This window comes from Streptomyces sp. NPDC056948, from assembly GCF_042674225.1.
GTDB lineage: Bacteria > Actinomycetota > Actinomycetes > Streptomycetales > Streptomycetaceae > Streptomyces > Streptomyces purpurascens.
In genome coordinates, this window is the sequence record NZ_JBHUQX010000008.1 from 17,459 (window position 1) to 32,744 (window position 15,286).

General features: G+C 63.4%; 10 protein-coding genes. 3 read left to right on the forward strand and 7 right to left on the reverse strand.

Annotated elements, in window-relative coordinates; all coding sequences use genetic code 11:
* Positions 1-196: 196 nt before the first annotated feature.
* Genes ACFTZL_RS02175 through ACFTZL_RS02185 form a run of 3 tightly spaced genes read right to left on the reverse strand, consistent with a single transcriptional unit; the run spans position 197 to position 2,039 of the window.
* Positions 197-394: a hypothetical protein gene (locus tag ACFTZL_RS02175; RefSeq protein ID WP_382577129.1), complete on the reverse strand. Its 198-nt coding sequence runs from the start codon at positions 392-394 to the stop codon at positions 197-199.
* Entirely contained in the window at positions 391-1,692 is a 1,302-nt protein-coding gene (locus tag ACFTZL_RS02180) for an FtsK/SpoIIIE domain-containing protein (protein WP_382577130.1), read from the reverse strand. Before ACFTZL_RS02180 ends, ACFTZL_RS02175 begins: the two co-directional genes overlap by 4 nt.
* Positions 1,692-2,039, reverse strand: coding sequence for a hypothetical protein (locus ACFTZL_RS02185; RefSeq protein ID WP_382577132.1), 348 nt, complete (start codon positions 2,037-2,039; stop codon positions 1,692-1,694). The genes ACFTZL_RS02180 and ACFTZL_RS02185 overlap by 1 nt, the downstream gene beginning before the upstream one ends.
* Positions 2,040-2,204: 165 nt before the next feature.
* Between ACFTZL_RS02185 and ACFTZL_RS02190 the strand changes: the two genes are divergently transcribed.
* On the forward strand, positions 2,205-2,984 hold the full coding sequence (locus tag ACFTZL_RS02190) for a GntR family transcriptional regulator (protein ID WP_382577135.1): 780 nt from the start codon (positions 2,205-2,207) through the stop codon (positions 2,982-2,984).
* A 407-nt stretch (positions 2,985-3,391) separates the two neighbouring features.
* On the opposite strand, the gene ACFTZL_RS02195 is transcribed toward ACFTZL_RS02190, so the two are convergent.
* Both ACFTZL_RS02195 and ACFTZL_RS02200 read right to left on the reverse strand, forming a co-directional pair.
* Positions 3,392-3,691, reverse strand: coding sequence for a hypothetical protein (locus ACFTZL_RS02195; protein ID WP_382577137.1), 300 nt, complete (start codon positions 3,689-3,691; stop codon positions 3,392-3,394).
* A 329-nt stretch (positions 3,692-4,020) separates the two neighbouring features.
* Positions 4,021-4,572 (reverse strand): ATP-binding protein, encoded by a 552-nt coding sequence (locus ACFTZL_RS02200; RefSeq protein ID WP_382577140.1) that lies wholly within the window; start codon positions 4,570-4,572, stop codon positions 4,021-4,023.
* Between the two features lie 210 nt (positions 4,573-4,782).
* On the opposite strand from ACFTZL_RS02200, the gene ACFTZL_RS02205 reads away from it, so the two are divergent.
* Positions 4,783-6,156 (forward strand): sporulation protein, encoded by a 1,374-nt coding sequence (locus ACFTZL_RS02205; protein ID WP_382577142.1) that lies wholly within the window; start codon positions 4,783-4,785, stop codon positions 6,154-6,156.
* A 3-nt stretch (positions 6,157-6,159) separates the two neighbouring features.
* Here ACFTZL_RS02205 and ACFTZL_RS02210 read toward each other — a convergent pair whose 3' ends face one another.
* Entirely contained in the window at positions 6,160-7,074 is a 915-nt protein-coding gene (locus ACFTZL_RS02210) for a phosphotransferase enzyme family protein (RefSeq protein WP_382577143.1), read from the reverse strand.
* Between the two features lie 678 nt (positions 7,075-7,752).
* Here ACFTZL_RS02210 and ACFTZL_RS02215 point away from each other — a divergent pair.
* Positions 7,753-12,834 carry a hypothetical protein gene (locus tag ACFTZL_RS02215; RefSeq protein WP_382577146.1) on the forward strand — a complete coding sequence of 1,694 codons (5,082 nt, stop codon included), beginning with the start codon at positions 7,753-7,755 and terminating at the stop codon, positions 12,832-12,834.
* 465 nt (positions 12,835-13,299) lie between these two features.
* On the opposite strand, the gene ACFTZL_RS02220 is transcribed toward ACFTZL_RS02215, so the two are convergent.
* The gene (locus ACFTZL_RS02220) at positions 13,300-15,264 is read right to left on the reverse strand and encodes a TIGR03960 family B12-binding radical SAM protein (protein WP_382577148.1); all 1,965 of its coding nucleotides are present in this window, start codon (positions 15,262-15,264) and stop codon (positions 13,300-13,302) included.
* Between the last annotated feature and the right edge of the window lie 22 nt (positions 15,265-15,286).

The following is a 15,286-nucleotide window of genomic DNA, read 5'->3' on the forward strand; positions in this document are numbered from 1 at the left end:
GGCGGGGCGGTGTTGGTCATGGGGGTCACCTTCCGTGTGTGCCCGGGTGGAGTCTGAGGTTCAGCGGATGGTGCCGGTCCCCCGGCAGACGCGGCAGCGCCGCAGCCGGCCGGTCCATGTCTTCCGGGCTCCGTCGCCCTTGCAGTGGGGGCACCTCACGCGGGGCATAGGCATGCCGTTGCGTTCCCTTCTCTGGTCAGGTGTGGGAGAAGCCGCTGATCACCCAGGTGACGAGTCCGTGCACCGTGTAGATGACAGGGGTCTGGCCGAGGTACAGGCCGAAGAGGCCGACGCAGACCGCTTCCCACGCGCGCACATCGCGGGAGCGGACGAGGAGGACGGTGATGATCCCGAAGACCACCGCGAACGTGAACGCCGTACCTTCGCTGATCACTTGTCGTCTCCTTCCAGTGCTGCCAGAGCGCGGCCGAGGGCGGGCAGATCCGGGGTGAGGGCCGCATGCCTGCGGGTCGTCGACACGGCCTCTTCTGTGGGCGTGAGGTGGGAGCGGGCACGACTCCACCCGCCATCCGGGCCGGTGCACACGGCCACGCCCCGTTCCTCCGCCGTGATCGCTTGTGCGACGGCCACGGCGTCTTTGTTCAGGTCGCCCAAGGTCATCTCTGCCGTGCCTGGGTCGTTGACCCGGTGGCAGATCCGGCCGCCGAGCTGGGCCCGTAGGGCGGTGACACCGGGCCCCAGGTCGGAGCCGACCCTCTGTCCGGCCACGACCAGGTGGACGCCGAGGGCTGCCCCGAGCTGAGCCAGACGCAGCAGCAGCGTGGAGCACTGTTCGGCTTCTGCCTTGCTGTCGCGTGTGCCGTCGGACAGGTACAGCTCTGCGATCTCGTCGACGAGCACGACGACCGGAACCGGTCGGAGCTTGTCCGGCAGTTCCCATATCGAGCGCACACCGGCCGACCGACAGGCGCTCATCCGGTCTTGCATGTCGATGACGAGCGCGGAGAGCACGGCGACCGCTTCGCGTCGGCATGTGGCCAGCGCGCTCAACCGACCGGAGAACAAGCCGAGTTCCATGCCACCCTTGCAGTCGATGCCGACCAAGGCGACCGGCTGCGGTGCGAGCTGAGTGATCAGCCGGGCCAGCAGGGTGGACTTGCCGGACCGGGTGGCCCCGACGATGAGCCAGTGCGGCACCAGGCGCAGGTTCATCACCCACGCCCGACCGGTCTCCAGCGCGCCGATGAGCGCGGACAGCAGCTCGGCGGGTGCGGTCGCTAAGCCGGGCCGCTCCAGCGGATCACTGGCCATCGCAGTCAGCAGGACGAGGCCGCGTTCCGGCGAGGTGACCCGCACTGCGTGGACCTTCCACGCGTGCACGAGCGCATCGGCCGCCTTCAGGTAGGTCACCGGGGTCTGGCCCGCGTGCAGCCTCACGGTCACAGTCAGCCCCGTGCGCGTAGCACGCGGAAAGGAGCTCCGCGGGGCCACTGGCCGCACCGGATCACCCTTGACCAGCAGATGCCCGATCAGCGTGCGCGCCGGAAGACGGGATACGGACAGGTCGTTGAGCATGGCGACCCGGCGCCAGGTGAACATCACCCGGCACGCAGTCACCGGGTAGCCGACGAGGTACCAGTGCCAGGCCGGCCGGTGGCGGCGGACCAGGTCGCCGACGACGAGCACCCAGGCCAGCACGGCTAGGGCGAAGGCGAGCAGGATCGCGCCCATCACGCGTCACCGCCCTTGCCCTGCCCGGCCGTTCCGTGCGCGGGCGAGACAGCGTCCACGCGGAAGCTGACGCCGCTGCGGTCGCCCATCGACCAGGCGAACGCCGTCAGGCCGGTGACCTTGACGACCTGACCCGGTTCGATGCCCTTGGGCTCACCGCTGACGGCGATCTCGATCACGGAGATACGCCGTCCGTCCGGCCGCACGGTGACGGCCACGGTGTAGACCGTGTTGCCGTCCCGGTCCTTCTTCACCTCCTGTGTCTCGGTGTTGCTGAGCTTCACTTCGGGCGCGCTGGCACACCGCAGTACGCCGAGCCGCGCCGTGTCCACGGGAATGGACTGCATTGGTGTTGGCCTCCCTGGCCAGTCGGGACATCAGAGAGATACTGACGTCACTTGTCCTAACGAGTTATGACTATGAGGTTCTGTACGGCGAGAGCGCAACTACTTATGCTGACGAGTGATGTCGCGCGTGCGACGTGCCTACGACCTCACACCGGAGATGCCGAGATGTCGGAGATCCAGCGCCCCGGAGCCCTCTACCAGCAAGTCGCCGCCGCAATCCGCGAGGCGATCTTGTCGGGCGAGTTCGCCCCTGACTCCCTGTTGCCGTCCGAAGCCCAGCTCATGAGCCGCTACGGCGTCTCCCGCCCCACGGTCCGAAACGCGATCGCCGCATTGCGCGCCGAAGGCCTGATCGACGTCCGCCACGGCAAGGGCAGCTTCGTACGCTCCGACGGCCAGCCCACGCTCACCCTCGAACGACGTATCAGCCGCACCACAGACGGCCAGTTCGCCATGCCCGATGCTGACATCTGGGAGGAGGCCGAAGAGCCCACCACGTACCGCGCGCGCACCACGAAAGCCACCGGTCAGCTTCTCCAACTGGCCGAGGAGGAAGCCGTGTTCGGCTGTGACCGGCTCCTGATCGACACTGCCACCGGCACCCGCGCGATGCATCGCACTCTGATCCCGTTCGAAGTCGCCGAGGCGGTGCCGCTGCTCGCGGAAGAACCGTGGAAGCGACCGGCAGCGATCTACTGGGTGCTCACCACGGACGGCCACAAGCTGTGGTGGTCGGAGACGGTCCGCGCCCGCATGCCGCTGCCCGACGAGCGCGCTACGCTCCAGCTCCCCGACGCGACCCCCATCCTGCACCTCGCCCGCGTTACGCACGGCACCGACGACCGTCCCCTGATCCTCGAAGAACTCCGAATCGGCGCCGACCGTGCCGAACTCGCTTTCCGGATCACCGCCGACAAGCAGCCCGCACGACGCGCCCGCGCCTGAGTGCCAGCGGCGATCGGTCGAAACAGCCTTCACTTCCTCAAGGGCGCGCCTGCGGCGCGCCGGGCCGCCCGGCCGCCCCGGCCGGGCGTGCGGCGTGACCGCCGGTCCCGGCCAGTCGCCGGCCGCCCCAGACCGCAGCACGCCCGAGACGTCGAGGAGTCGACCGGCCGTCGTGAGCAGGGGCGGGGTGGGCTGGGGGTCGACGGCCTCCGAGACTTTAGGCAGCTCCCATGGGGCGAGCCTCGAAGAACAGGGGGCCGACCGGGCCATTGCGGGCAGGCCAACAGCCAGCCCGGTTCGCGGGCGAGCGTAAGGCCCCCTGTTCTCTCGCCCCATGGCAGCTACTGCCCAAAGTCTCTGCGGCCGGCGACGTGCCCACGTGCCGCGCTCACCAGCGGATGGACGCCTCATGCTGCACCACCGTCGCCATCGTCCCCCGCCTCCAGAAGCACAGCGAGCCGGTCCATGTCAGCAGGCCTGCCCGCCAGGCGAACGACGCCGCGCCCGTCCTCATTCGTCGAGGCGACGGCCCGCACGACGGACAACTCGAAGCCCGCGCTCAGGAGCGCCCTGTTCAGGCGATCAGCGACCTCACGCCCCTCACGCCAGCCCGCCAAGTAGTCGACTCCCGGCACCCAGAGGCCGGTCTCCACGCCCGCGATGCCGTCGAGCCCATCGCCGAGCCAGTCCTCACTTGCGCCAGTCACCTTGCCCACCTCAGCCCTGATCCACATAACTGGTCATCAACTTCCTTTAGACCAGGGCCGAAAGCAGCACGGCGGCCCCGGTACCATCAGGCACCGGGAACCGCCGTGTTCCCAGCCGGGCCACCCTTCGCTTTCCAGGGCTGATGGGGTGGCCCGGCCTCGGTATGTGGTTGTGAAGCGCGGCCCCCTGCTCCAGGGCGGGGGAGTCCAGTGGCCCTATCGCAAGAGGCCGCGCTCCGCTGGCCGGAGGGGTCAGACTCCGGCCGGTTTCCGAGCCACCGCCCTGCTCCCGATCGCGTGGGAGTGACGAGGAGGCGGCGGCCCGGAGATCATTGACGCGGTTTGTAACCGTCCAGGTCGAAGCGACACCAGACCGTCTTGCCGCCGCCCTCGTCCGGCGTCCACCACACCGCCGCCGCCATCCGTTGCGTGATCATCAACCCGCGGCCGCTATCCGGAAGAACCGCCTCGCTCAGCTCCCCCACCAACTCGGGACAGAGGGCATCGCCCATGGGGAGAATCGGCGGCGTCGAGTCTTCGTCCTTGACTCCGATGAAGAACCACGCGGGGTACAGCTTGAAGATCACGTCGATGCGCCGACGTCCGCCGGGCCGGGAACGGGTACGGTCCGGCACCACGTGGTTCACCACGTTTCCCACCAGCTCTGAAACGGCCAGCCGGGCGTCATGCACCACTTCACCCGTGACGACGCCCCGCAGAAACGCCGACGTCGTGTCACGCGCGATTCGGGCGGCGTCGCCGCACTCGTCGAAGAGCGTCAGTGCCAGGAAGTGCGCGTTTGCGGACGGGTCCGGTGCAGCGAACCAGTGGGCATACGCTTCCAGCTCCCTCGCCACGTACTCGGCTTTCCCCGCGTCCATCACATCCCCTTCCGAGCCTCCGACGGCTCTCATGTCGCCGTTTGCTTCACGCAGGCCAGTACACGGCGCCGGGAGTGCGATCGGGAGCGTTCATCGGGGGGTTCACGTGAACACCTGCAAAGCCAAGGGGGGTTCGCGAATGAACCCCCGGGGTGATACTGCTGTGACAAGATGAGCACTCGCCGTCATTCTCGGGTTGGGCAGGGGAGCATGAGCCGGGAGCCGAACGCGCACTTAGTCGCCGTCATGGACGAGGCGCAGGTCTCGAACAAGGGCCTGGCGAAGCGCATGAAGGATGCCGCCGCCCAGCGCGGCATCAGTCTGGGGACTACGCACGTCTCCGTACAGCGATGGCGGGACGGCGCGGGCATCCAGCCTCAGACTGCGGCACTCATGGCGGACGTGCTGAGCGCCAAACTCGGCCGCAGGATCAATCCCGGGGATCTCGGCTTCTTCGATCACACACAGTCCGCCGCTCCGGAACCGATCGGGTATCCCAGTACGGTCCCCGACGTGCTGTCGATGCTGGACGGGCTCGCCCAAGAACGCGCCGACACCGTCACACCCGAGCCACTGATCGTTGCGGACTCAGACCTCAGCTCCGCCGTCCTGTCGTGGATGATCGCGCGCCCGGACGGCATCCAGGCCGACAGTCCCGCCCATCAACGGGTCGGCATGCGCGACGTACGTGCGATCAGGGACGCTGCCGCCACCTTCATGCAACTCGACTTCAAGTACGGCGGAGGCCACGGCCATAAGGCGCTACGCCACTACTTCCGCCACGAGGTCCTGCCTCTACTCAGCGCCAGCTACAGCGAGAAGGTGGGCACGGCCCTATTCGGCGCAGCCGCCGAAGTGTCCCAGTTACTCGCATGGACCGCATACGACTCCGGAAACCACCGGCTCGCCCACCGCTATCTCACGTCCACACTGCGACTGTCCCAGGTCATCGACGACCGCATGTTCGGCGCCCGCATTCTCGGCAACCTCAGCCACCAGGCGAACTATCTCGGCAACCACGTCCAGGCCATCCAGCTAGCCCGCGCCGCCGTCGAGGGCGCCAAGGGGCGGGCGACCCCGCGTGCCATGGCGAACTACTGGGCGATGGAAGCCCGGGCACTCTCCAACGCAGGCGAACGGACCGGGGCGGCTCTCGCCATGAACCAATCGGAGCGCCACTTTGAGCGCGCCGGCGGCGCCGAGGACCCGGCCTGGTTGAGCTACTTCGACGACGCAGAACTCTTGGGTGAGTTCTGCCACTGCTTCCGCGATCTGAAGATGCGCCGTGAGGCGGTCGAGCACGCACAGCGCGCTGTGGACAGCACCGATCCGCAGTACGCCCGCACCCTCGGTTTCTGTCGCATGGTGCTCGCGCAGAGCCAGTTGCTGAACGGAGAGCTGGAAGCCGCCGTCACCACAGCCAGCCTTGCCGTGGACGGCGGCGACTCCCTCCAGTCCTCCCGCTTCCAGCGCTACGTGACCGACTTCCAGGCAGAGGTCAGTGCGTACGCAGCCAACCCCGCAGTCGTCGCCTTCAACGAGCAGGTGAACGAAGCGCTCGCCCGCCTATACGAAGACGAGTAGCGGCTACCAGGGGCGCCAATCCCGCGGCGCATCGTCGTTCCGCAAGCCAGCGATACGCCGGCGGTACTCGGCCGCCGTCCCTTCGTTCTCCTGCACGTTCTGCATGAGCCACGTGGTCATGCCGAACTCTTGAAGCCGTCGGAGCGTGTCGTAGCCGGGCCAGTCGTGCAGGTCCCGCCCGTACGCCCGCACGAAGTCGGAGTACTGCTCGTCCGTCTGCCAACCAAGACTGTGATGCTCCGTGGCTGTGACCATCAGGTCCCACTCAGGGTGATCGAAACAGAAGGCCTCGAAGTCGATCAGGATGACTTCTCCTTGGTCGTTCACCATGAGGTTCTGTACATGAGCGTCGCCGTGCACCGGCCCCTTCGGGCTCTCAAACTGCAACTCCTCATACTGAGCCCGCAGCTCATGCCAGCGCTTCCTCAGAAAGGCCCTGTCATCCTCCGGGACCATGGCCCGGTTGATCCGCAGCTCTTGCTTGCCGAAGGGATCGAACCGAGGCAACTCCAACCCGGCCGGCAGCGTCATGGCGTGCAGATCCCTGAGGATGCCACCCAACTCCCCGTACGAGGCCTTCCGCTCGCCCTCGACGATCAGGTGCCAGAACGTCACCGGGTATCCGTCGATCAAGAGCGGCTGTTCCAAGTCTTCAACCAGACGGGCGGCCGGGAACCCTTCCCCCTCCAACCACCGCGAGACGGCCACCTCCGTACGGGCTTTGGGCAACCAAGCCTCTCCACGGGCCACACGCACGATCACCGGCGCCGAAGCCAGCCGAAACAGCGCGTTCTCGCCGAGCCGAATCAGCTCCGCACCCCTGTCATCCAGTCCCGCCGCCTGGCACGCGGCACTCATCACCCGCGTAGCCCTCGCCGACGTGAACCCCTCGTCCGTCCGAGCAGCGTCAACCGCCATGCCCGTACCAGCTCCCCTAGTCGCGCGCGATCAACCGGCGCACGCCCACGGGTGACCAACCCGCCGTGCACCGGACACAACCATGACCGTATCGAGGACTTGTCGTGCCTTCGACCCGTAGATCGCGCCTCCGCCATGTTGGTGCGTCGTAGTGCCGCCATGGACCGTATCCATTGATACCGGAGGGGGGAGACACATCGAGCAGCCCCACGTATCGCCAGTTCTTACGTAAACCCTGTAAGAGGCGTAGCTCGTGGCTACGCTCTACAGGAGGACCGTCAAGGTAGGGGGATGTAGGTGTCATTGGGCAACCAGGCTCAGACCAAGGGCCTTGAAGTCGTGGTGAGGCTCGACTCCGAGGAGGCGGTCGCGGAAGCGAACCGCTCCGCAGGTACAAAAGGGCTCCGCCGACCAGGCAGCGCCTCCGAGTTCGCAGCAGTGACTTTCACGTCAGAACACCTACGGGAAAGCATCGAGAGCACAGTCGGCGCCCTACGCGATGTATTCGAGCGTGTTGCAGACGCCCCAGGGCGTTTTCCGCTCAAAGAGGTGCAGCTTTCATTTGAGATTTCCGCTAAGGGAGGGATTCGACTAATCGGCACAAGCGAAGTGGAGGGAAAGGGAGGTATGACACTGATTTTTGGCACGCGCGACTCGAAGGAATAAGGATATAAGAAAATGCACAGGGCTCTCTTGCTCTTCGTGAACCAATATGAGTCAACGGACTGGCCGGACCTGCTGTTCCTTTCCAAAGAGTACGAGGGAGTCCGAGACTCCTTGTCGGCTCACGGCTACGACATCGACCAGCGGAGCGCCTGCGGAGATCTTGATGCGTCTACGCTGAACGAACGGATCGAATCCTTCATCCAGGCGGGGCATCGGAGGGATCATCTAGTCGTCTATCTCAGTGGCCATGGATATCATTTCGATCGCACACACTGGTTTGCTGCACATGATTCCAAGCTGACGGGCCAGCAGACCATGAATGTAACGAACGTAAAACTGGATGGAGGCTGGGCGGATCTCGTAGAAGCAAGCAAGGTAGAACAGGTCCTATTTGTGGTTGACGCCTGTCGAGATCGGCTCGTTGACTCAAGTCACCCTTCTCACCTGCCGGCCGTGTCGCCACCGGAAGGATCTGAACGGCTCACCTACCTCATGGCATGCGCCCCCGAGCAGCCAGCTGTTTTCGTATCTACTAATTCAACTGCGGGCGGGACGTTCAGCTTGTTCACGCAAGCTTTCCGGGAAGTCCTGTCAGACGTCGGCGGTAACCTTCCGGTAGATTCACTGCGCAGGGTGATGGAAGAGGTGATGGGCGACCTGCATTCGCACCACTGCAGCAGCGCGCCCGCCCAGGTGCCTCGACTAAGCGGGGAAGAGGGCGCCCTAAGGTTTCCAGTCCTGCCTAGTCAATGTCCCATAAGCACTAAGAAGCTAGCTTCCGAGAACACTGTCTGGGAAATGGCTTCTTCCGGCCATCAGAAGAGCCGTGCCCAGCATGAGGTGGGGCTAGTATGCTCTCGCCTAGATGAAAATGTCCGTGAAGAGCAGCGGCTACTTTCATCTGACCCCTGGATTGACTGGCATGCACATGGGCGTACATCTCAAAACCTAGAGAAGGTAATCGGCTACCTGCCAACGGGCTTCCAATTTGCGACAGCCGAGGTAGCCCTGTTGGTGCTCCTTCCTCACTTGTATCACGGCTTCCGAATTCGGTTGGCGCGGCAAGTCGATCAGATTCTTAACCGGTCCTTCGAAGCACTCGCCGGCTCGCATGAGGCGTGGTCGCCATATTCTCGCCTGCAGCGCCAGACGGAATCCAGACTCGGCACTACAAGAGGACGTCGCGACCGGAAGACGGCAGATGCCTGGGTTCTGCACCAGTATTTAGCTCGGCCGGGCGATGCCCATAAGCACGAAGATGAGTTGCTGCGCTACCTTGATATAGCGCTAGCCGGCACCGATGAACTGACAGAAATCCTGACAATCGATACGGTTTCATGGCTGTTTCGAGCCATGTTCTACGGAGGAAGCACGCTGGCGGAGGAGCCTGACTTCTACCCAGGACGGGGGGAAATACGCTATCAGCTTATTGGTTACATTCTTGCTGCGGCTCAAGCGATGGCGCTAGATATCGCTGAACTGCCGCCTGTACTCGTAGAGCATTCAGGAGGGAAAGACTGCATAACGTTCCTGCAGATCAGAGAAACTGTAAAGAATGCGCGGTGGCAGGCGGCTGGTCGGACCCTCCGCCTTGAGGCACGCTGCCCGCACCAAGCCGTGATGGTGGCGCTTCAAGAGCGAGCAGATTTTCTAGACGGCCTACTCTACACAGCAACCAGTGTAAGAGGTTTGGAAAGACTCCCGAATCGAGCCTCTGGAGACGCGGTAAGCCCCGAAGAGGATATGCAAACGGGCCGCTTGAAGTTTCTGCCGGTTGCAACTCGGTTTGGGCTGGACGGAACACGGGTCCGAGACCTCTTGGCGGGCGAGCAATTGTATTCTGATAGGTCTCTGGCCATACGTGAACTCTATCAAAATGCCCTTGACGCCTGCAATGTGCGCAAGGCGCGGGAAATATTTAGGCCCGGCGAGAGCGAAGCCACGTGGCAGGGTCAAATCGAGATTCGTCAGGGCTCAGCGGGAAGTGCGCAATTCATTGAATGCATTGATAACGGCTCAGGCATGGGGCGGGGTGAATTGCTCCATGCTTTCGCTCAAGGTGGAGTGCGACTTTCTCACTTGATGGAGTTCCAAGAGGAGAAACTTCAGTGGCGCAGGAAAGGAATTCCATTTCACGAGAACAGTCGCTTCGGAATTGGCGTACTCAGCTATTTCATGCTCGCCGATGAAATTGAGGTGGTTACCTGTAAGTTCCACAGGGACCGAGCGAAGGGACGGGTACTGAAGGTCGCTATAACAGGCCCAGACAACCTATTTCATGTTGAGGAGAGCACAGACGACGTCGATTTCCTGAGCGAGGCCTGTGGTACACGCGTAAGACTCTATCTACGCAATGACGTAAGCGATTTTTCATGTGTGGCGGCTCTTCGACCTGTCCTTGGCGTAGCTGTGTACACCACCGCCGCCGAGTTTGAAGGCGAGCGGGAAACTTGGGAACCGAACACCTACGTTAGTCGAACTGCTGCCTTCGACCAAGGACGCATCGATGCTTCAGGCAGTGTCGTAGCTGACCCGGGTGGCGAGGTTTTCTGGTGTGAACATGGCGGGGCCCTACTAGTCGATGGAATCTCGGTCGAGGGAAGTTGGGCTATTCCTGGGGACCGATCCAGAATGACGGACCGGACTAATGTCATGAAGATACCGGGGGCTGTCGTTAATCTCACAGGCGCAGTAATCGTATCTGAGGGACAAAGGAAAAGGGTTCCACGCCTTACGGTTGACCGCAACCAGATCATCGACGATGTCTCCGACCCAGTAACGAGGAAGCTGCGTGCGGCGACCGCCAGCTTGCTGTCTGCCGATTTCTTTACGAGCTTTTGGCTAGAGAAAGCGGTTAGCGTAGAACCACGACTTGCTGATGTCATAGTCGAGGGACTCGTCGACCTTGATGCCAGGCTGGCTTTTGATGATGGGTTCGCTCAGATGGGGCGTACAGGGTACTTTCCCGGCGACGAGGTATTTCGCACTGACTGGCAGAGTGCAAACTTCGTTGAGCGAGACCCGAGCTCACTGAATTCCTTGCCCGACCTACCTTCGGTCCCTTATCTTCCGCCGCACCTGTCTCTGTGGCGATATGCTGCCCACTTCCCAGATGAAGTCAAGAAATGCCTCGGTGATCTGTGTCCTTCAGACTGGGATGTTGCAGTCATGAGGCCGGCAATGCCTTCTGATTCACTCCTACTTGGCGGCGGCCTAAGTGCGCTTGCCGCACAGCGGTGGGACTCTCACAGTAGTTTGGCGAGAGCCCTTCATTCCTCTCTGAAGCTACACAGGGATCTAGCCTCCGTGATAGAACAGCTTGAGGCTCTAGGTCAGTCTGTGCCGTTCGCGACCAAGGCTCTTTCGATGCCGCGGCAAGCCCTTCACTCCTTGCTAGGAGCGCAGGCAGAGAAGCGTGATTTCCGACCATTTTCCCAAAGGTCGCCTATTTCACCGGTATCGTTGTTGCAAGCCTGCCATAGCGCCAAGTTGACGGTCCCAGAGGCAATCGGCATTCTGGCTAATCTTGGCTACGACGTATCTCGCTGCATCCCACTGGAAGAGGAAGGCAGCGCGAAGTCAAAGCTGGCAATGAACTTGCTCAGTGACAGGTTCGACGGGCGATCCCCGTGGTTCACTGGAACATTCGACACCCGGAGGATCCTAGCCGCATCCGAAAAGCTCCGTTTGCATATTGAGCAGGCTGCGGCCGCATATGAAGAGCTGGGATTCAAGCCTCCTCACGACACTTACATCGGCTCTGACTACAAGTTGCACCGCGCTTTGGGCCGCAGTTGTGTCCGTTCCGGCAGGGCAAGTGTCGCGGATGTGATCCGAGCTGCCCATGCAACCGGAGAATCCGCCCTTATTATCGCTAAGAGGATCAGGGCTTTCGGGATATCGGTGGAGGGAGAGGTCCCACACATTCTTCCCGAAGGTGCAGATCTTCTTAACCTATCTGGAGGGATTTACCGGAACGTAGATCCCTCGCATCCAGTTTCGCTTCCTGAACTCAACTTCCTGGCTGCGCGCAAAGGCGTGACCTTGGAAATGGCGGCTCACCAATTGTGCGAAATGGGGCTCGAGGTTCCTTTTGAAGAGTACCCTGAATCTCTGACGGATCAGGATATCTCTCTCTTGGCCGAAGGGCTCGATACGAGCGAATATCGAAGCACTGGCTGGCTTGACCCTACTGCCGAGGTGCCGCTTGCACACGTACTGCTAGCCGCTGATTCCTTCAGCATGAGTCCTCATGCCGTCAGAGATCGACTTGCCACACTCGGGATGAAAGTTCCCGACATCCTCGATGATCTGCCTCGAACGAGCAGCAACTTCCAGGAGTACAGAGTTCTTCGAGAGTGGATCCCCTACGGGGGCCGCCGTTCAATGCCCCTGGGTGTAGTCATGCGGTGCTCCATATGGCGGGGTGGTTCAATTCCCGCAGCCGTCCAGTACTTGAAACAGAGGGGATACATCGTTCCAAATGTCCCGGAAGATCTTGAGCAGGTCGATGAGCTCGACGTTGCTCTTCTAGAGAAATCCTATGCACTTTCTTTTAGGGATCGGATATCTACTGAGGCAGTAGTCGATGCTGCCGAAGGGGCAGGCGTTTCGATTATTGCTGCCCGTCAGCGTCTCGTGGAACTGGGCGCTCAGATCTCGCTTCCGGGGAGTATGCATTCTTCCCATCATGCCGATGGTGAACTTTTCAAACAGATCAAGTGGTCGCTCGACTTCGTACCAGCGGCTTTGGTCATGGTGGTGTCAGATCATTGCGCATGCAGCCCGCTCGAAGTCTCGTTGAGACTCCAGGCTGCTGGTTTCACAGTTCAGGACTTTGAGTATCCCAGCGACCGGCCGAACCACACTGATCTGATCATGCTGAGAGTCAAGGCTTCGGTGGGAGGCGACTATGTGCCGGTCGCTGAACCAGTAGAGCTTGAACACCTTCTGCTTGCTGCCCACAGGCTAGGCTGGTCTGTTCGCGATGTTGCGCAGAGGCTTTCGGCGTTGGGGCTGGCGGTCCCCGACGTTGAAGATGCTGTGCGACGGGCTTGGAGTGGGGTACCGAAGGGTGTACGTATGAGTGGCTGAACCTGAGCGCTCCGCATGGGCCGAACACTTGATGCGTCGGAAGTGCTTGCCGCTCGCAAGGCCCTCCCCATGTCGTTAGCACAGCAGACCAGGCACAGGATGCCTCTATGACTAGGCAAACCGACTGCACTCAGCAATCATCGTTCGCGCAGGTCACCTCACTCACGTGCCTCATAGCGAAGCCTCGCCCGTGCGTAGAGGGCATCGCAGCGTCAACACGACCCAGCCCTCGTCGGTTCGAGAGAGGCAGTTGGCCCGCCAGAAAGCTTCAGCGAGGCTCAGACCCACTCCACCTCAGAATGGATGGCCGAGGTCCCCCCCGGGCCAGGCAAAGGCGTACAAGGCCCGCTCTGCTGCGCGGGCTGCCGACGGCTCGAAGCCCCGACAGCAGCCAACGCAGCGGCCACCTCGTCCTCACTCGCCCCCGCCAGGGCATCCGTCACCCGAACGAGTGCGTCACTCACCTCAGTGCGTGTGACCGCTCGGCGCCGGCGCAGCGTTGTTGACCGTCAGAGGCAGCAGCTTCTTCCCGGTCGGGCCGATTTGTATGGCCGTGTCCATCTGCGGGCACACCCCGCAGTCGAAGCACGGCGTCCACCGGCAGTCCTCGACCTCGGTCTCGTCGAGGGAGTCCTGCCAGTCCTCCCAGAGCCAGTCCTTGTCCAGGCCGGAGTCGAGGTGGTCCCAGGGGAGGACTTCCTCGTAGGTGCGCTCGCGGGTGGTGTACCAGTCGACGTCGACGCCGAACGGCTCCAGGGCCTTGTCGGCGCACGCCATCCAGCGGTCGTACGAGAAGTGCTCGCGCCAGCCGTCGAAGCGGCCGCCGTCGTCGTAGACCGCGCGGATGACCGCGCCGATGCGGCGGTCGCCACGGGACAGCAGGCCTTCGACGATGCCGGGCTTGCCGTCGTGGTAGCGGAAGCCGATGGAGCGGCCGTACTTCTTGTCGCCGCGGATCTTGTCCCGCAGCTTCTGCAGCCGGGCGTCCGTCTCCTCGGCGGAGAGCTGCGGGGCCCACTGGAAGGGCGTGTGGGGCTTGGGGACGAAGCCGCCGATCGAGACCGTGGCGCGGATGTCGTTGGAGCGGGAGACCTCGCGGCCCTTGGCGATGACCTTGGTGGCCATGTCGGCGATCTGGAGGACGTCGTCGTCGGTCTCCGTGGGCAGGCCGCACATGAAGTACAGCTTCACCTGGCGCCAGCCGTTGCCGTACGCGGTGGAGACCGTGCGGATCAGGTCCTCTTCCGAGACCATCTTGTTGATGACCTTGCGGATGCGTTCCGAGCCGCCCTCGGGGGCGAAGGTGAGGCCGGAGCGGCGGCCGTTCCTCGTCAGTTCGTTCGCCAGGTCGATGTTGAAGGCGTCCACGCGGGTGGAGGGGAGGGACAGACCGATCTTGTCCTCCTCGTAGCGGTCCGCCAGGCCCTTGGCGACGTCGGCGATCTCCGTGTGGTCCGCCGAGGAGAGGGACAGCAGGCCCACCTCCTCGAAGCCCGTCGCCTTCAGGCCCTTGTCGACCATGTCGCCGATGCCCGTGATGGAGCGTTCGCGGACCGGGCGGGTGATCATGCCGGCCTGGCAGAAACGGCAGCCGCGGGTGCAGCCGCGGAAGATCTCCACCGACATGCGCTCGTGGACCGTCTCGGCCAGCGGGACCAGGGGCTGCTTGGGGTACGGCCACTCGTCCAGGTCCATGACGGTGTGCTTGGAGACCCGCCACGGGACACCGCTGCGCTTCGGCACGACACGGGCGATCCGGCCGTCCGGCAGGTACTCGACGTCGTAGAAGCCGGGGACGTACACCCCGCCCGTGCGGGCGAGACGGAAGAGGAGTTCCTCGCGGCCGCCGGGGCGGCCTTCCGCCTTCCAGGCGCGGATGATCGCGGTGACCTCGAGGACCGCCTGCTCGCCGTCGCCGATCACCGCGCAGTCGATGAAGTCCGCGATCGGCTCGGGGTTGAACGCGGCGTGCCCGCCGGCCATGACGATCGGGTCGTCCAGGCCGCGGTCCTTGGACTCCAGCGGGATGCCGGACAGGTCCAGGGCCGCCAGCATGTTCGTGTAGCCCAGCTCCGTGGAGAAGGACAGGCCGAACACGTCGAAGGCCTTGACCGGCCGGTGGCTGTCGACCGTGAACTGCGGGACGTGGTGCTCCCGCATCAGCTCCTCCAGGTCCGGCCACACGCTGTAGGTGCGCTCGGCGAGGACGCCCTGCTGCTCGTTCAGGACCTCGTAGAGGATCATGACGCCCTGGTTGGGCAGACCGACCTCGTAGGCGTCCGGGTACATGAGCGCCCAGCGGACGTCACAGGAGTCCCACTCCTTGACCGTGGAGTTGAGCTCCCCGCCGACGTACTGGATCGGCTTCTGCACATGCGGGAGCAGAGCTTCGAGCTGCGGGAAGACCGACGCAGCGACTTCGGCAGGCATGTCGCGCACCTTCGTGAGCTGG